The organism is Nitrincola lacisaponensis (genome assembly GCF_000691225.1).
In the GTDB taxonomy this organism is placed as follows: Bacteria; Pseudomonadota; Gammaproteobacteria; order Pseudomonadales; family Balneatricaceae; genus Nitrincola; species Nitrincola lacisaponensis.
In genome coordinates this window covers 352256-370858 of record NZ_JMSZ01000016.1, presented here as the reverse complement: position 1 = coordinate 370858, position 18603 = coordinate 352256, and the positions used below count along the sequence as shown (strand labels likewise).

The following is an 18603-nucleotide window of genomic DNA, read 5'->3' as shown; positions in this document are numbered from 1 at the left end:
CACCAGCGGAGGGTCAACCTCTGCTGGCAAGCGCTTACAATCGTTCCAGTGCCCGCCCATCCTCTACCCGAATACGCCATTGGTGATGACGCGTCTCTTCGGGGATCAGCCAACCTCTGACACGCAGGGTCTGGCCTTGCAGATCTTCCAGGGGTTCACTGAAACGGTGCAAGGCATCACGGGGAATCTGTATTGCAACCCCCCCCTCCAGGTTCAACCAGATATTGGCCTGACTCTGACCAATACGTACAACAGCTCCATGCAAAATCACGGCTCCCCGTGTTCCCTCAGGAATCTGTGTCGAAGCGATCCCCGGTTCATAAGCTGGCAGACTCCAGATACCCAGTCTTGCTTTCCTGGCAGACGCTTCAGCGACGCGATAACAATCAGCATATCGTAGATTTGGCGGCACATGCACCTGCATCACCCACCCCTGTTCCAATAACCAGGCTTGCAGGGATCGCTGATCAGGCAGGAACAGATCCGCCAAGAGTCGACCATAGCGATCCTGAGCATCTTCTCCTGACGCCACCCAGAGCTGCCAACCAACATGGCGTAACTGCTCCTCCAGCGCCTGTTTACCTTCACGCGCAAAGGGCTCATCAGCTTGTCCCCGATAGCCAAGCTCAGGTGCATCCACACCTATCAGCCGAACGCGCTGCCCATCCGCCAACTCAAGGGTATCCGCATCAATCACCCGCTTAACCGAATGCAGCACAGCAGCATCCGGAAGATCACAGCTGCCTGCATGCACAGCCGTGGACAAACTCAGAAGCAGCAGCGTTTTCAAAACATAAGCAGAAAACAAACTACTGATAAAAGTCAATTTTATGGATGATTTCAAAACAAATACCTATATTTTCTATTGATAAACTGCATGCGACTGAGCCATAGTCTAAGCTCATCTAAAAATACTAATGGAATAGCGGCTTTGTCCATGCATAAGCTACAGACCAAAATTATCTTCGCCCTGTCCAGTGTCATGCTGCTACTGACCCTGGTCATCACCCTTGCCAGCCTCGCGTCTTTTCGAGACTTTTCCATTCGCGCGGCCACTGAGCACACCCGAACAGCGGCTGAAGTGATTCGCGTTGCCCTGACTGAAGCCATGCTCACCGGCACCATCGACAAGCGCGACTCGCTACTTCAACGTATCGCCAGCGTGAATGGCCTGGATGAAGCACGCGTAATCCGTGGCCACCAAGTCGAACAGCAATATGGCAGCGGGCTCCTGGCAGAAATGGCCGCCGATCCGATAGATCTCAGTGTACTGAATAGTGGTGAACCCGTCTTCACCCTTATTGGTGGCATCTTCAGCCCCGAATTCAGGGCCACGATTCCTTACATAGCCACCTCAGATGGCGATGTAAACTGTCTTTTGTGTCATAGCGTTCCTGAAAATACCGTGTTGGGTGCCGTCACGTTGACGGCCTCCATTGAGCATATGAAATCAGCCGCAATCATGACCGTCAGTTTCCTGGTCATGGCCGTAGCCCTGTTCGCCATTATCTCCATTCTGTTTTTGCGTCGCTTGCTGCAACCCCTGGTGATGACCGCCAATGAGATCGAAATAGCGGTTGAAGGCGCTATTGCGGGCGACTTCAGCCATCGGGTCGAAAGCCGTACCAATGATGAAATCGGCAAGATCGCCCGGCAGTTTAATGCGCTGTCTGAAGGCATTACTCATAAACTCAGTCGCATACGTGAAAACGTCGTACAACTGGTGCAATCCAAGCCAGACTATAACGGCAGTAACCTGCTGACAGAAACCGCTGAAACCGTATCGGGACTGGTGCGCGTATCCCGGTTTAAACAGGCGATAGAAGAGGATGAGACGGCCAGCGAGGTGTTTCTGCGTATCAGTGAAGTGCTGGAACAGGAGTTTGGCATCGAAACCTTCTCCATCTATGAAGTCAACGCGCAGAAGAAAATCCTCCGTTCAGTGATGGTCGACAGCGTTCCGGATGCCAAAATTCACTGGTGTGAACAGGCCATTCATGATCATTGCACCGGGTGTCGGGCTGTGCGCACCGGTCATATGATCGATGGATCAGACAATACACAGATCTGCCGCTCCTTCAGTATGGAAGCGGCCAGTCAGGACAAGCGCTATCTTTGCCTGCCAGTCATCGAAAGTGGCAGCGTCGGCAGTGTCGTCCAACTGGTGTTTGATCCTGCCGATGCGCAGCGTGTCCGTAATCTGCGTCCGATGCTGGAAGCCTATCTGCGTGAGGCTGCACCTGTTTTGCAAGCCAAACGCCTGATGGCCAGTCTCAGAGAGTCGAGCCTGAAAGATGCCATGACCGGCCTGCGCAATCGCCGCTTCCTGGAAGAGTATGCAGAAACCCTGATCAGCCAATGCAAACGGCGCAAAGTACCGATGACATTACTGATGATGGACCTGGATTACTTCAAACCCGTGAATGACACCTACGGCCATGATGCCGGTGATCAGGTGCTGCGTGAACTGGCTGTGATACTGCAGGACAATGTACGCGAATCCGACCTGGTGATCCGCTATGGTGGCGAAGAGTTTTTAATCGTACTGCTGGAAACAGATGCTGAAGCAGCACTGCTGGTGGCTGAGAAAATTCGATCTGCTGTCGAGAAACACAAGTTCAAGGTGGGTGGCACCAGTCTCAGCAAAACAATTTCAGCGGGACTTGCGGACTATCCCAATGATGGGCAAGCCTTCTGGCAAGTACTCAAATTTGCAGATGTCTCACTTTATGCCGCGAAGGAAGGTGGTCGCAATCAGGTCGTGCGCTTTCATAAAGCGCTCTGGTCAGAGAAGGGTGATTACTAGTAACAAAAAGGACTTCGCCCGCAAGGCGGGCGAAGTACAGCAGCTGGATAATTAGTCCAGTCGTTCAATAATGGTCGAAATACCCTGACCCATGCCAACACACATGGTTGCCAGGCCCAGACGGCCACCTTTTTCTTCAAGAATATTCAGCAACGTTGTACTGATACGCGTACCTGAGCAGCCCAGCGGATGACCCAAGGCGATTGCGCCACCTTTCAGGTTAACCTTGTCATCCATTTTATCCAGCAGCTTCAGGTTTTTCAGCACAGCCAGTCCCTGTGCAGCAAACGCTTCATTCAACTCGACATAATCCAGATCTTCAATGGTCAGCCCGGCCTTTTTCAGCGCTTTTTGCGTTGAGGGAACCGGACCAAAGCCCATGATAGACGGATCACAACCGGCCACACCCATGCTGACAATTCTGGCACGCGGTTTCAGGCCCAGCTCCTGCGCCTTGGCAGCTGACATGATCAGCATGGCAGAAGCACCATCAGAATAGGCGGAAGAGGTCCCTGCAGTGACTGTACCCACCTTGGGAACAAAAACCGGCTTCAGTTGTGACAGGGTTTCAACGGTCGTCTCCGGACGTATCACTTCATCGTAGGTGAGCAAGGACTTGAAGCCCTGTTCATCATGCCCTTCTACCGGGATGATTTCATTTTTGAAACCACCGTTGAGTGTCGCCTCCTGTGCCAGACGATGTGAGCGTGCGCCCATCTCATCCTGCATTTCACGACTGATACCGTTCATCTTGCCCAGCATTTCTGCCGTAACACCCATCAGCATCGCCGCTTTGGCGGCATACTTGGATGCCTGTGGGTTGATATCCACACCATGGGTCATATCCACATGCCCCATATGCTCTACACCGCCGACCAGATAAATATCACCCTGACCTGCAATAATAGAGGCTGCAGCCGTATGCATTGCCGCCATGGAAGAGCCACACAAACGGTTAACCGTTTGCGCCGCTACCGTATGCGGCAGACCTGCGATGACCGCAGCATTACGGCCAATATTGAAGCCCTGCTCCAGGGTCTGGTTCACACACCCCCAGATAATGTCATCAATCAGCGCCGGATTGAGAGACGGGTTGCGTTTCAGAATACCCTGCATCACTGCCGCAGACAGCGCTTCTGCACGGACATTGCGGAAGGAACCGCCTTTGGAACGGCCCATCGGGGTACGCACTGCATCCACGATCACCGCATCATTTGGTTGTAAACTCATGTGCCTTCCTCCGTTATTCGCCGAAATAGGTTTCGCCATTGGCAGCCATTTGCTTCATCCGCTCAGTTGGCTGATAGAGCGGTCCCAGGTCTGCATAGGGTGCTGCCATGTCAATGAAGCTCTGCAGCCCCATTTGATCCAGGTAATGCAGCGCTCCACCTCTGAACGGAGGGAAACCTATACCGTAAATAAGCCCCATATCGGCTTCTGCAGCAGTCGCGACGATGCCATCTTCCAGACAACGCACCGTTTCAATACAGAGCGGGATCATCATACGTGCGATAATCTCATCATCAGAGAACTCACGAGACTGACCCACAACACCCTCAAGCAGCGCCGGCACGTCTTCATCAATGACCTTGACCTGCTTGCCTTTGCGATCCAGCTCATAGCGGTAAAAGCCCTTGCTGTTTTTCTGACCATAACGCTCAAGCTTGTACATGCGATCAATCGCATTTTCACCTTCATGCCCCATACGATCAGGGAAACCTTCTGCCATCACGGCATCGGCATGATGACCGGTATCGATACCGACCACATCCAGCAGATAAGCCGGACCCATTGGCCAGCCAAAACGCTCCATCACTTTATCAACCTGGACAAAGTTTGCCCCGTCACGCATCAGTAGACTGAAGCCGGCAAAGTAAGGGAACAACACACGGTTCACCAGGAAGCCTGGGCAGTCATTAACAACGATAGGCGTTTTGCCCATCGCTTTGGCATACGCGACTGTCCGTGCAATCGCCACCTCTGAACTCTTCTCACCACGGATGACCTCAACCAGAGGCATACGATGTACGGGGTTGAAGAAATGCATACCACAGAAATTTTCCGGGCGCTTGAGGTTTTTGGCCAGCTCTGTAATAGAAATCGTTGAGGTATTGGACGTGATAATTGCATCTTCTGCGACAGCAGCTTCCACCTCGGCCAGAACAGCACCTTTGATTTTCGGGTTTTCAACAACGGCCTCTACTACCAGATCGACGCGACCAAAATCACCATAGCTCAACGTCGGGGTAATCTGGGTCAGCACTTTGGCCATTTTCTGCGCGTCCATACGACCACGCTTGATTTGACCGTTCAACAGCTTGGTCGCCTCATCCAGACCCAGTTGCAGTGCCTTGTCATTAATATCCTTCATCAGGATAGGAACGCCCTTGGATGCGGATTGATAGGCCACACCGCCGCCCATAATGCCGGCTCCCAACACCGCAGCCTGTTTAACTGGCTGGCTGTCTTTCTCGAAGGCCTTACTGACCTTTTTCACATACTGGTCTTTCAGGAACAGACCAACAAGCGCCTTGGTGACGCTGTTGGTTGCCAGTTTGGCAAATCCCTTGGCTTCCACTTCAATGGCTTTATCACGGCCCATATTGGCTGCTTTCTGAATCGTATTCAGTGCCGCCATCGGCGCCGGATAGTGTGGACCCGCCTTGGCACCGATAAAACCCTTGGCAGACTCGAATGCCATCATCTGCTCAATCTGATTGAGTTTGATCGCCGTGGTTTTTTCTGTACGACGTGCCTGGTAATCAAACACCCCTTCACGTGCTTTTTGCAGCAGATCCAGTGCAGCCTCACGCACCTGAGCGGTGGCTACAACCGCATCAACAGCTCCATCTTTTAGTGCATCTTTAGCGCGTTTTTCAGCACCACCACAGATCCACTCATTGGCATTATCCACACCAATCAGACGCGGCAGACGCACAGTACCACCCCAACCAGGGTAGATACCCAGCTTCACTTCCGGCAACCCCACTTTGGCAGACTCGCTCATCACCCGAAAATCGGTTGACAAGCACAACTCAAACCCGCCACCCAGAGCGATGCCATTGATGGCCGTTACCGTTGGGTAAGGCAAATCTTCAATCGCATTGAAGATCTGATGCAGAGACAGCAGGTGTTCAACAATTGCCTCTTCGGTCTGGTCAAACATCTGGCTGAATTCAGTGATATCGGCACCGACAATAAAGCAGTCTTTGGCACTGCTGAACAGTACACCGGTCACGTCGCTGGTTGACTGAATAGCAGCCACAGCTTCACGCAGCTCATTCAACGTCAGCTGATTGAACTTATTGACACTGTCGCCCTGAAGATCAAACAGGACCTCAACAACGCCCCCGTCAATCTGCTGGGCCGTAATGGCTTTACCCTGATATATCATGCGTGTTCTCCTGTATTAGAGGCTGGCTTGCAGCTCGGGAACGGCATCAAACAGATCCGCTACCAGGCCATAATCGGCCACCTGAAAAATCGGTGCTTCTTCATCTTTATTGATGGCAACGATCACCTTGGAATCCTTCATACCCGCCAGATGCTGAATGGCACCGGAAATACCAACGGCTATATAGAGCTCGGGGGCAACCATCTTGCCGGTCTGTCCTACCTGCATATCGTTGGGCACATAGCCTGCATCCACAGCGGCACGGGAGGCCCCCACTGCTGCGCCAAGCTTGTCAGCCATCTGATACAGCAGGTCAAAGTTTTCACCATTACCCAAGCCACGACCACCCGAAACCACGATACGGGCAGCGGTCAGCTCAGGTCGATCCGATGCTGCCAATGCTTCATGCCTGAAGCTGACATCGTCACTTTCATAAACCTGATCAAGCTGTGTAATACTGGCGTTGTGGCCCGTTGCAGCCACCGGATCAAACGCAGTTCCACGGATGGTCATCACCACTTTGGGCTCATCAATTTCTACGGTCGCGATGGCATTGCCTGCATAAATAGCTCGCTTGAAACGCTTGGGAGACTCAACACCCAGCACATCAGTCAGCGTATTAACACCCAGCAGTGCGGCAACACGAGGTAAAATATTTTTACCTGTTGTCGTGGCCGCAGCCAGTATGTGCTCATAATCATCAGCCAAATTCAGCAACAGCTTGCTGACATTTTCAGCCAACTGATGCGCATATGCCGGCGCGTCAGCCAACAATACCCGGGAAACACCAGCAGCCTGCGCGGCCTGCTCCGCAACCGCCTGACACCCATGTCCGGCCACCAGCAGTGTGATATCACCACCGATTTCACCGGCAGCAGCCAACACATTCAGCGTGACCGGTTTCAGGGTTTGATTATCATGTTCCGCCAGAATCAAAATACTCATGCGATCACCTTTGCTTCATTACGCAGTTTCTCTACCAACTCAGCCACTGAACCCACCTTGATACCCGCACTACGCTCAGCAGGCGGCTCGACAGAAATCAGCTTGATTTGGGAGCTGATGGACACCCCCAGATCTGCAGGCGTTTTCACTTCAAGCGGTTTCTTCTTCGCTTTCATGATGTTTGGCAAGGAAGCATAACGCGGCTCGTTCAAACGCAGATCAGTGGTCACCACCGCCGGCATTTTCAGATTCAGGGTTTGTAAACCACCATCCACTTCACGGGTCACCTGCAGCTGATCCCCGTCAATTTTCACTTCAGACGCAAAGGTTGCCTGAGGACGGTCCAGCAGTGCAGCCAGCATCTGACCTGTCTGGTTATTATCAGAATCAATGGATTGCTTACCCAGTAAAATCAGATCAGGCTGTTCCGTTTCAGCCACCTTGGCCAGCACACGCGCCACAGACAAAGCATCCGGCAACACATCGGTATCCACCCGCAGGGCACGATCCGCTCCCAGCGCCAACGCTGTTCTCAGTTGCTCTTCACAGGGTTTGCTACCAATCGATACCACAAGGATTTCACTGGCAACGCCTTGTTCTTTCAGACGCACCGCTTCTTCAACGGCAATTTCACAGAAGGGGTTAAGGGCCATTTTCACATTGGCGAGATCCACGTCCGTGCGATCTGCCTTGACCCGCACCTTGACGTTATAATCGATCACCCGTTTCACGGCGACGAGTATTTTCATTACCATTCCTCGCATTGTTATTGTTTGAGACTGCTCCATACGGAATGGTAACAATATGGTTCAGAGGGGTGGATTTAACAATAACAAAATCCACCCGTGTCGATGACAAAAGTGATCAGTCCCGGTTAGCTTTAGGTTTTTGCAAAAACGCCATAAACGCAGCCCGTGCTTCCTCCGAGTTGAGGCGAGCAGCAAAAGCATCCACCTCAGAGACCAGCACTGACTGCAGCTTGTTCTCATCGTACTGCTTCATCATTGCCTTGCTTTGTCGAACGGCGTCTGGCCCCATCGCTGCCAGACTTCTGGCTTTTTCCATGGCAAAATCGATCAACCGGGTACTGTCCAGACAGGCGTTAATCAATCCGACCTGTTCCGCCACATCGGCACCAAAGGGCTCTCCCAGCACCAGCAGCTCGAAGGCTTTACGATGCCCCAAGGCTCCCGGCAACAGCAAGCTGGTGCCCCCTTCCGGCACCAGCCCCATACGCGTAAAAGGCAACTGGAAGCGTGCGCTGGAATCGGCATAGACCAGATCACAGTGCAGCAGCAGAGAGGTACCTATACCTATGGCAACGCCTGATACGGCGGCAATAATCGGTTTGGGAAACGTGGATAAGGTTTGCAGAAATCCCAGCGGGATGCGGATTTTTTCCGGGTCATTGATGGCAACGACAAAATCATGAATATCATTGCCCGCCGAGAAGTCTTCGCCCGCACCCCGCAACACGACCACGCGGACAGCATCATCCTGTGCGGCTTCGTGCAGGGCATCTGTGAGTGCCTGATACATCTCACCAGTCAGGGCATTTTTCTTTTCCGGACGGTTCAGCGTCAGCTGCAGAATACCGGTATCAACAGATGATTTAAGCAGAGTATCCGTCATGTTCAAGACTCCCGATAGGCCGCTGAAGCCTGCTGAAACTGATCGAATGCCTGCTGATATTCAACCACCATCCGGTCCACCAGCTCTGAGGTCGCGGGTGCATCGCTGATAGAGCCGACCCCATGTCCCGCTGACCAGATGCTCTTCCAGGCACTGGCACCGCCCTCAGGAGCCTGCAGTTCCTCACCCAGATCCACTTTTTTCTTTTCCCCGCTTTCGGGGTCAAGACCCGCCTGAGTGAGACTGGGCTTGAGGAAATTTGCCCAGATGCCAGACACTTTCGGTGTGTAGGTAATATCCGCTGCCGTCGAGGCAATAATCATCTCTTTGTATTCAGGCACCGCACGGCTTTCCCGGGTATTGATAAAGCGTGTACCCATATACGCCAGATCAGCGCCCATCATCTGCGCAGCGGCGATATCCTGACCACTGGACAAGGAACCCGACAGAATCACTGTACCTGAATAGAACTGGTGAATTTCATTCAGCAGCGCGAAGGGGTTCAAAGTACCTGCATGGCCACCCGCACCATTACACACCGCAATCAATCCATCAACACCTGCAGCGGCGGCTTTTTTCGCATGGCGCAGGTTAATCACATCATGAAACACCAGACCGCCATAACCGTGCACCGCATCCACCAGGTCCTTGACCGCACCCAGTGATGTGATAATGAGCGGTACCTTGTGTTTGATGCATAACGCCAGATCTGCCTCTACGCGAGGGTTTGTCTGATGCACGATCAGGTTGACGCCAAACGGGGCAGCCTGCTTACCGGTCTCTTTCTCGTAGGTGTCCAGGGCTTCACGAATCTGAATCAACCATTGCTCAAAGCCTTCACTGCTGCGCTCATTCAATGCCGGGAAGGTGCCAACCACGCCTGCTTTACAAGCTTCAATCACCAGCTCCGGACCTGAGACCAGAAACATCGGCGCCGAAATCAGGGGCAAGCGTAACCTGCCCTGAAAGGATTCAGGGATACTCATGACATTGTTCTCCATGTGTTTATCTGAGCGTCAGCTTTCCAGCGGCTCAGAGTGGTAGAGTTCCGGCAGATAGCGCTCTACTGCCGGTGAGTTTTGTGCCCAGGTATGACAAGAGTTCAGCAAACCCTTGGCACCCAGCTTGACCATATCATCATCTCCACTGGGCCAAAGCGTCTGTATGGCCGTCGTAGTCAGTGGTTTCAACAACTCATTAAGGTGCGTACAACCTTGCACCCCGCCTGTCAGCTCCAGTGCTTTACGATGCCACCCCGGACCGATGCGCGTACCTTCCAAACGTTTATACACACTGACAATTCCGGGACACATCTGAAAGGGTGTTGCATCCATACTGGCTTCAACCTGATGAATCTGCAGTCCCCGATCCAGCGTCAGGCGCATGCGAATATCATGAAAATATTCACCCGCTGCGACAAACCCGCCACGTTCGGGGTTATCCAGAGTATGCGCCTTCTTATCGGTCATGCGTGCTTCGATATCCCATAAACCGTCTTCACGCTCATAGCCTTCACAAACGATCTGACGGCGATGATGCAGTGTACGACGAACAGGTTTGGATAACGGCATGCAGTACTCTCCTGAAATGGCCTGTAGATCACAGATCAGGCCACTTCTTTATTGACCTGCTGCTCTTTTAATTTGCGTCTGAGTACTTTACCAACATTGGTTTTCGGTAACTCATCCACAAACTCTATCTGTTTGGGTATTTTGTAACGGGTCAGCCGCTCCTTGCTCCATGCTTTCAGCTCTTCAACGTCCGGTATTTCATCGCGAGCGACTGCTACCAGCTTCACGACCTCGCCACTGTGTTCATCGGGAATACCGATGGCAGCGCATTCGAGGATCGCTGGATGTGAACAGAAAACATCCTCTATTTCATTCGGGTAGACGTTAAAGCCCGACACCAGAATCATATCCTTGGCACGATCAACAATACGCAGGAAACCATCTGCCTCGCGAACGGCGACGTCACCTGTCATGAAATAACCATCGTCGGTAAAGCAGGCCGCTGTTTCACGTTCAGCCTGCCAATAGCCCACCATAACCTGGGGGCCTTTGACACAGAGTTCACCCGGCATCCCTTCAACGACAGGACGCCCTTCAGGATCCAGAATAGCGACATCTGTAGCGGCTACCGGTACACCAATAGTACCCAGACGAATCGCACCAGGGCGGTTAATTGACACGACCGGCGAAGTTTCTGTCAGACCATAACCTTCCATGATCTCGCAGCCCGTACTTTCTTTCCAAAGATCAGCCGCCTTGTGCGTCAAGGCACAGCCACCTGATATGGTCAGCTTGAACTGGCTGAAATCCAGCGTAGGGAAATCCTTATGGTTACACAGCGCAATAAACAGAGTATTCAACCCCATAAATGCGGTCATTTTCCATTTACGCAACTCTTTGACAAAGCCATCGATATCACGCGGATTAGGGATCAGGACACTGTGTCCGCCATAGCCCATAATGATCAGGGAAATGGTAAAGGCATAAATATGATACAAAGGCAGAGGAGCAATCGCGGTTTCTACACACCCTGACGGCGCTTCATCCAGCACATCTACGCCCTGCAGCATATTGGAGATCAGGTTACCATGGGTGAGTATGGCACCTTTGGAAAGTCCAGTCGTGCCGCCTGTATATTGCAGTACCGCAATATCGGCCGTTTGTATTCTTACAGGCTCTGGCTGCTGCCCCACATACTTGAGCAGCGCTTCACGCAAATGCAATGCGCCCGGCAGATAGAAATCCGGCTCCATCTTCTTCAGGTACTTCACAGCAGCATTCAGCAAGTAGCGTTTAACAAAGCCATGCAGATCGCCAACCTGAGTTAACAGAACCGTTTTAATATCCGTATTGGCCAGAATTTTTTCTGCCTTGTGCGCCATGCTTTTATGAATTACCAGTGCTTTGGCACCGGAATCCTTGAATTGATGCTCCATCTCACGAGGGGTGTAGAGCGGATTGGTATTTACAATCACCAACCCCGCTTTCAGCGCACCAAACAGCACCACAGGATATTGAATCAAATTGGGCAGCTGTATAGCGATACGGTCTCCTGGCTTCAAGTCTGTTTCCCGCTGCAGATACACAGCGAAAGCATCCGCCAGTTGATGCAGCTCAGCGTAATCCAGTGTACGACCAAAACTGGTAAATGCTGGCTTGGACGAGAACGCCTGACACGTTTTTTCGAAGACATCGACAATATTGCTGTAACCCTGAGGGTTCAGCGACTCGGGTATTTGACTCCCGCGTGGCATATCCATAGGACGATCCTGATATTATTTTTATACATTCAATCACATAGCCTGAGTATAGCAGGCCGTACCGGTTACCGGCAGGTAATCCGGTACCGGGCACTTATAACGGGAACAAGGAAGCCAGGCGCGTCGCCAGCATGATGTCGCCATCTGCCTGGATACGTCCTGTCATAAACGCCTGCATACCATCAGTCTCGCCACTCATGACCTCTTCCAGTGTCTGGCTATCCATGGTCAGTGTCACTGTCGGTGCATCGTGAGCGATCTGTTCAACTTTACAGCTACCACCATCCACAGTAACCGCCCAGGGATCACCGTCGGTAATCTGATACTGGAAAACAGCCTGCAGATCACCTGCTGCGGCCGGGTTGAAACGCTGTTCCATTGCTGCAAATACTGCATTCAAATCTGCCATAGGGGTATCTCCTGTTCGGGGCTGATGTTTATAGCGTTTGGCATTCAGGTTCAAAGCGGCGGACAGCACACGCTGCCCGGCTTTTGTACGAAGTAAAGATTTCATTCTTCAGTATTCCTCAGAATGAAAAGTGTTCAGCTTCCAGCGACATCAGGTTATCCGCACCTGACAGCATCACTTCCGCCAGCGTACGAGTGCGCGGCAACAGACGGTCAAAGTAGAATTGCGCTGTTTTCAGCTTGGCCTGGTAGAAGTCAGCATCCGCCACACCTTCATCAAGTTTGCGCAACGCAACCTCTGCCTGCCGTGCCCAGAGCCATCCCAGCGTGATATAACCCGAATACATCAGATACTCAACTGCAGCCGCTCCGACCTCTTCACGGTCTTTCATCGCTTTCATGCCGATTTGCAGGGTGAGATCACCCCATTCTTTATTCAGACGGGACAGGGCCGCAACAAACGGCTGCATTGCTGCATTACCTTCCTGAGCCTGGCAGAACTTATGAATCATCTTGGTAAAGCGCTTGAGCAACTCACCCTGAGTCATCAGCACCTTGCGTCCCAGCAGGTCGAGTGCTTGAACCTGTGTCGTACCTTCATAAATCGTTGAGATACGTGCATCACGCAGGTTCTGCTCCATACCCCACTCAGCAATATAGCCATGACCACCATAGACCTGCATACCCAGACTGGCAGATTCCACACCCGCCTCTGTCAAAAAGGCCTTGGCAATCGGCGTCAGCAAGGACAACAGATCTTCAGCTTCCTGCTTCTCTTCAGCAGTCGCAGCCAGGCGTGAACGGTCAACCTGCTGTGCAGCGAAATAGATCAGCGCACGGCCACCTTCAGCAAAGGCTTTCTGGGTCAACAGCATGTTGCGAACAGCCGGATGCACAATGATTGGATCTGCCGCTTTTTCAGGCTGCTTCGGACCACTCAACGCACGCATCTGCAAACGTTCACGCGCATAGGTCAGTGAATTCTGGAAACCCCATTCAGTATGCGCCAGACCCTGTAATGCCGTACCGATACGTGCAGTGTTCATAAAGGTGAACATGCAATTCAGGCCTTTATTGGCAGGACCGATCAGGAACCCGGTCGCACCATCAAAGTTCATCACACAGGTCGCATTACCATGAATACCCATTTTATGCTCAATGGAACCACAGCTGACCGCATTGCGCTCACCTGCCTCTCCATTCGCATCCGGGAGGAACTTGGGTACGATAAACAGGGAAATACCCTTGGTACCCGCAGGTGCGTCCGGCAAACGCGCCAAGACAATGTGGACAATGTTGTCTGCCAGATCATGCTCACCGGCGGAGATAAAAATCTTGGTACCTGTAATACGATAACTGCCATCAGCGTGCGGCTCAGCTTTGGTACGCAGCATGCCCAGGTCAGTACCACAATGCGCCTCAGTCAGACACATGGTGCCTGTCCACTCACCGGATACCAGCTTGGTCAGGTAGGTCTGTTTTTGCTCGGTAGTGCCATGGGCTTCAAGGGTGTTCATCGCACCATGACTTAACCCCGGATACATACTCCAGGCCCAGTTGGCGGAACCGACCATCTCATTCAGCACAATACCCAGCGACTCAGGCAGCCCCTGCCCTCCCCACTCGGGATCATGCGCCAGGGAAGGCCAACCGCCTTCAACAAACGCCTGGTACGCTTCACGAAAACCTTCTGGCGTTTTGACTTCGCCATCATTGAACTGACAGCCCTGCTGGTCTCCAACCTGATTCAGCGGAGACAGAACCCGCTCTGCAAACTTTGCACCCTCTTCCAATATGGCAGCAACCATGTCCGGGGTTGCTTCTTCACACCCGGGGAGGTTTTGATAGTGCGACTCCAGCGACAATACCTCGTTGAGGATAAACTGCATGTCACGCAGCGGAGCTTTATATTCGGCCATAACGCAAACCTCATCTTTATCGTTATTGTACTCACTTGATGGGTAAAGGATGGACGAAGCGCTGCAATACACCAATAACAAAAGCTACCAATATCACTGACAAAACCGATCTAGCGTGGTAAAGCCGTATCCAGCTGTGTCATATAGGGGGCTATCGCATAACGATCTGCACGTGGCGCCAACACCAGCGCACGGGTGATTGTCAGGGCCTGATTGACCTCATCCTTGAGGTTTTCCGGCAACATTCTGACCATTTCTGCCGGGACTTGAGTATATTCCTGGCTGGCCAGCTGCCATAACGTCGGGTTTTCCTGCTCTGCTTTTACTGCCGCATACGCCAGCAGCACACGATCACCCATCTCTGCCCAACGCTGCACACTGGTAAAGCCATAGCCTATAACAATTTTGTTCAATTCAGCATGATATGCAGGTGCATGCTGAGCCATACGCTCAACTGCCTGCTGGTGTGGATTAAATGGCATTCCCGGCATCGGTACCAGCTCAACAAACCACTGATCCACCTGCCCACTGGCCTCGACACGCTGACCTAGCGCGTCTACATCCGGCAAACTGCTGATGTAGGCCTCGATGGTCGCCTGTTCGATCTGTACATATTGCGCCTGCACTGACAAGACACAGCTGCAACACAGCAGCAAGAGTAACTTCTTCAACATAAAAAAATCCTGTTCATCATTCCAATGAACAGGATTTTAACAGCGAACGCCTGTAAAAGGTCACCGATCAGGTGCAAACAGCTCCGGACTGGAGGTCAGCTCAGGATGAGGCTTCAGGAAAGCGGTCAGTGCTGGCAACAAAATCAAGGCTCCGAGCATATTCCACAAGAACATGAAGGTCAGCAGAATGCCCATGTCCGCCTGAAACTTGATAGGCGAAAAGACCCACAAAACCACACCGATCGCCAAGGTCAAACCGGTGAAAGCAACCGGCTTCCCGGTGGTCTTCAAGGTTTCAAAGTAGGCATCGGTCAGACTCAACCCCTGCTCAAGGTAATTGCTCAAGCGTGAGTAGATATAGATACCATAATCCACACCTATACCGACACCCAGAGCAATCACTGGCAGCGTCGCCACCTTGACACCAATACCCAGGATCGCCATCAGTGCCTGACACAGCAGCGAGGTCAACGCCAGTGGCAAAATGATACAGAGTACAGTCTTGAATGAACGGAAGGTCAGCAAACAGAGCAAACTCACTACCCCGTATACCCATGCCAGCATCTCGTACTGTGCACGCGCAATCACCTGATTGGTCGCCGCTTCAAAACCACTGTTTCCGGCAGCCAAAACAAATTCAAGCGCATCGCTGTTATAGGTTTCAGCAAAGGTTTCGACTGCCTGGCTGACACGGGTCAGCGTATCCGCCTTATGGTCATCCAGGAACAGAATAACCGGGAGCAGAGAGCAGTCTGCATTCATCAACCCACCTGGCACATAGGCCAATGAAGCATTGATAACAAACTGATTACGACTGATTGCACGCCACTTGGGATTACCTTCATTCAAGCCGGCAGTAATACGTTTTGACAGATCAGCCAATGAGACACTGGACTGCACGCCTGGCACAGACTGCATGGCATACTGAAAGCGCTCAACCGATGACAGGGTTTCAAAAGCACTGCACTGATCCGCAGCGGTGACAGCCATGACCACAAACACATCACTGGAGGTGGAGTAATTGGCGGTAATAAAGTCATTATCCTGATTGTAACGCGAGTCTGCCCGTAACTCAGGTGCCCCACGATCCAAATCACCGATCTGCAGCCCCTGAGCCACATACAGCCCGAGCACCATCAAAACAACCGCCACACTCAATGCCGTTGCAGCGCCACGCGTTGTCGCAAACCAGGTCAATACTCGCCAATGCTCACCACCCTGTTCAGCCTGTCGGCGTGCATGCTCTATCGCCCGGGAGCCGACACCCACGTAAGACATGAGCAGCGGCAGCAACAACAGGTTAGTCAGAATAATCACAGCTACACCCAACGAGGCTGCAACAGCCAGCTCCTGAATCACCTGGATATCGATGACCATCAGGGTCAGGAAACCAATACCATCCGAGACCAGCGCTGTCAGCCCGGGAATATACAGCAGGCGAAAAGCACTGCGCGCTGCACGCCACTTATCCTGGTCCTGGAGACTTTCAAGACGTATGGCGTTAACAATCTGTACACCATGACTCACCGCAATGGCGAAGACCAGGAAAGGCACCAGCATGGAGTACGGATCAATCCCGTAGCCCAATGCATTCAGCAAACCCAGCTGCCAGATGACGGCAATCAGCGAACATAGCAGCGGTACCAGCGTACCCTTGATACTGCGGGAATAGAGATAGAGCAATACCAGGGTAATCAGAATAGCCAGCGCAAAGAACAGCGCTACCTGCTTGGCACCATCAATCAGGTCACCCACAATTTTGGCAAAACCGGTAATGTGAATACTGACTGAGTCTGTCACATAAGCATCACGAACACGCTGTTCGAGACGCTGTGAAAAAGCCTGATAGTCCAGCCGTTCGCCAGTCTCTGGATCGAAATCCAGCAAAGGCACTTCGATAATTGCAGAACGGAAGTCATTGGCAACCAGACGCCCCACCTGACCTGAACGCAGCACATTGATACGCAACTGATCCAGACTGGCTTCACTGCCATCATAATCCGGCGGAATCACGGGGCCACCGACAAAACCCTGTTCTGTCACCTCGGTCCAGCGTACATTTGGCGTCCAGATCGATTGCATGGCAGCGCGATCCACACCCGGAATAAAGAACAGCTCATCAGTCACCTGACGCAGCACATCCTGAAAATCCGCGTTAAAGATATCATCTTCAGTGGTCGCCACCGCCACACGAACACTATTCCCCAAACCTGACAGGTCCTGCTGGTAGGTTAAATAGTTTTCCACATAGGGATGACTGGCGGGAATCATTTTGACGAAGCTGGCGTCAGGACGAATCTGCACCGCCTGCCAGCCCAGTATCAACGTCACCAGCACAAACAGGGATAAAACCCAGGGACGCTGATGAAACAGCAGATATTCAACCCATTGCTCTGAACGGCGAATAGGTAACAACAAACGTTCAGCCATGCGCTTCATTGAGCAACTCCCTGGAAATTCACACGAAAGATGCCCTGCTCTCCTGCCAACACCCAACCTTCTGGCGTTGCGATCACTGCATTGAAGTGACGTCGCACACCGAGATCAAGTGGCTGCAGCGAGCTCTCCTGACTGGCCGTTAGCAGCGTGCCACCCAGTCCGGTAATGGCCAGCAGCCGACCGTCGCTGTAGCCACCCATGAAACTGACAGTGGTATCAACAGGCACTGCCTGCCATTCAAAACCGCCATCCAGACTTTCAAAGAGATGCCCACGCAAACCCAGCGCATAGAGACTGCGATCATGCGCCAGCAGATCAAAGAAAGAACCACTGTAAGGAGAAGGCAGCTCGTACCAACTGTCACCCTGATCATCTGAACGCATCAACAACCCGGCCTCACCCGCAATAATCAGACTACCATCATGCTGAGTAATCGCATTCAGATGCAACTGATCCGGATTAGGCAGCTCTTCACTGATAAACTCCCAGCTTTCTCCGGCATTCCGCGTCCGCAGCGCCAGACCATAGGCACCCAGCAGATAACCTTCATCCGGGTTACGGAACCAGACGCTCAACAAGGGATTAACAGGGCCTTCTTCCTGAGCCAGCTCGGCATCTTCAAGCGCAAAAGCCAGATCCTCTTCAAGATAGGGATCGTCCTCAAGCAGTTCATCTGTCAGAGCGCCAAGCGCCGCTTCCAGCGACTCGATACGCAACTGATTGATACGATCACCATCCAGGCGCACCACCCAGGTCATACCCGCATCATCACTGGATAACAGCACACCATCATGACCGGTAATCCAGCCCTGATTGTCCGAGGTGAAGTGTATGGACGTCAGCAGCGTTGTAACAGGCACTTGAGCCTGTTGCCAAACCTGGCCATGATCATCGGAATAGAGCACCACACCGAAATCGCCCACGGCGACCAGGCGCTCTCCAGCCCGCGCAAGATCGGTCAACATCACCGCATGCGCCGCAGCAGTTTGTGGAGCAGTCTGCGTCAGCCGGTCAGGAAGACCAGCTGACACCGGCATGACCAATATCGCCAGCACGACCAGAATTAAACGTAACACACGCATTTTCAGCATATTATTGTTGTATCGCTGTCAGTT

At 52.4% G+C, this 18603-nt stretch carries 15 protein-coding genes; 1 reads left to right on the top strand and 14 read right to left on the bottom strand.

Annotated elements, in window-relative coordinates:
• Positions 1-34 precede the first annotated feature (34 nt).
• On the bottom strand, positions 35-790 hold the full coding sequence (locus tag ADINL_RS05055; RefSeq protein ID WP_161667733.1) for a thermonuclease family protein: 756 nt from the start codon (positions 788-790) through the stop codon (positions 35-37).
• Positions 791-937: 147 nt separating this feature from the next.
• Here ADINL_RS05055 and ADINL_RS05050 point away from each other — a divergent pair, with 147 nt between their 5' ends.
• Positions 938-2806: a diguanylate cyclase gene (locus ADINL_RS05050; RefSeq protein WP_051632572.1), complete on the top strand. Its 1869-nt coding sequence runs from the start codon at positions 938-940 to the stop codon at positions 2804-2806.
• Positions 2807-2857: 51 nt separating this feature from the next.
• Here the strand turns inward: ADINL_RS05050 and fadA are convergent, their stop codons facing one another.
• The 13 genes from fadA to ADINL_RS04985 form a co-directional block, all read right to left on the bottom strand.
• Positions 2858-4036, bottom strand: a complete 1179-nt coding sequence (gene fadA / locus ADINL_RS05045; protein ID WP_036544556.1) for an acetyl-CoA C-acyltransferase FadA — start codon at positions 4034-4036, stop codon at positions 2858-2860.
• 13 nt (positions 4037-4049) lie between these two features.
• Positions 4050-6200 carry a fatty acid oxidation complex subunit alpha FadB gene (fadB, locus tag ADINL_RS05040; RefSeq protein WP_036544554.1) on the bottom strand — a complete coding sequence of 717 codons (2151 nt, stop codon included), beginning with the start codon at positions 6198-6200 and terminating at the stop codon, positions 4050-4052.
• Between the two features lie 15 nt (positions 6201-6215).
• The gene (locus tag ADINL_RS05035) at positions 6216-7145 is read right to left on the bottom strand and encodes an electron transfer flavoprotein subunit alpha/FixB family protein (protein ID WP_036544552.1); all 930 of its coding nucleotides are present in this window, start codon (positions 7143-7145) and stop codon (positions 6216-6218) included.
• Positions 7142-7894: an electron transfer flavoprotein subunit beta/FixA family protein gene (locus ADINL_RS05030; RefSeq protein ID WP_036544550.1), complete on the bottom strand. Its 753-nt coding sequence runs from the start codon at positions 7892-7894 to the stop codon at positions 7142-7144. The genes ADINL_RS05035 and ADINL_RS05030 overlap by 4 nt, the downstream gene beginning before the upstream one ends.
• Before the next feature lie 115 nt (positions 7895-8009).
• Entirely contained in the window at positions 8010-8777 is a 768-nt protein-coding gene (locus ADINL_RS05025) for an enoyl-CoA hydratase (protein ID WP_051632571.1), read from the bottom strand.
• 2 nt (positions 8778-8779) lie between these two features.
• On the bottom strand, positions 8780-9763 hold the full coding sequence (locus tag ADINL_RS05020) for an NAD(P)H-dependent flavin oxidoreductase (RefSeq protein WP_036544547.1): 984 nt from the start codon (positions 9761-9763) through the stop codon (positions 8780-8782).
• A gap of 30 nt (positions 9764-9793) precedes the next feature.
• On the bottom strand, positions 9794-10348 hold the full coding sequence (locus tag ADINL_RS05015) for a DUF2889 domain-containing protein (RefSeq protein ID WP_036544545.1): 555 nt from the start codon (positions 10346-10348) through the stop codon (positions 9794-9796).
• 35 nt (positions 10349-10383) lie between these two features.
• Positions 10384-12048, bottom strand: a complete 1665-nt coding sequence (locus tag ADINL_RS05010; RefSeq protein WP_036544543.1) for an AMP-binding protein — start codon at positions 12046-12048, stop codon at positions 10384-10386.
• Positions 12049-12142: 94 nt separating this feature from the next.
• Positions 12143-12562, bottom strand: a complete 420-nt coding sequence (locus tag ADINL_RS05005; RefSeq protein WP_239644334.1) for an SCP2 sterol-binding domain-containing protein — start codon at positions 12560-12562, stop codon at positions 12143-12145.
• 13 nt (positions 12563-12575) lie between these two features.
• A complete protein-coding gene (locus tag ADINL_RS05000; RefSeq protein ID WP_036544541.1) occupies positions 12576-14375 on the bottom strand; it encodes an acyl-CoA dehydrogenase C-terminal domain-containing protein in 1800 nt (599 codons plus the stop codon).
• A 110-nt stretch (positions 14376-14485) separates the two neighbouring features.
• Positions 14486-15049, bottom strand: coding sequence for a hypothetical protein (locus ADINL_RS04995; RefSeq protein WP_036544539.1), 564 nt, complete (start codon positions 15047-15049; stop codon positions 14486-14488).
• Between the two features lie 60 nt (positions 15050-15109).
• Positions 15110-17488 carry an efflux RND transporter permease subunit gene (locus ADINL_RS04990; protein ID WP_036544536.1) on the bottom strand — a complete coding sequence of 793 codons (2379 nt, stop codon included), beginning with the start codon at positions 17486-17488 and terminating at the stop codon, positions 15110-15112.
• Positions 17485-18579, bottom strand: a complete 1095-nt coding sequence (locus ADINL_RS04985) for a WD40/YVTN/BNR-like repeat-containing protein (RefSeq protein WP_051632570.1) — start codon at positions 18577-18579, stop codon at positions 17485-17487. The genes ADINL_RS04990 and ADINL_RS04985 overlap by 4 nt, the downstream gene beginning before the upstream one ends.
• Between the last annotated feature and the right edge of the window lie 24 nt (positions 18580-18603).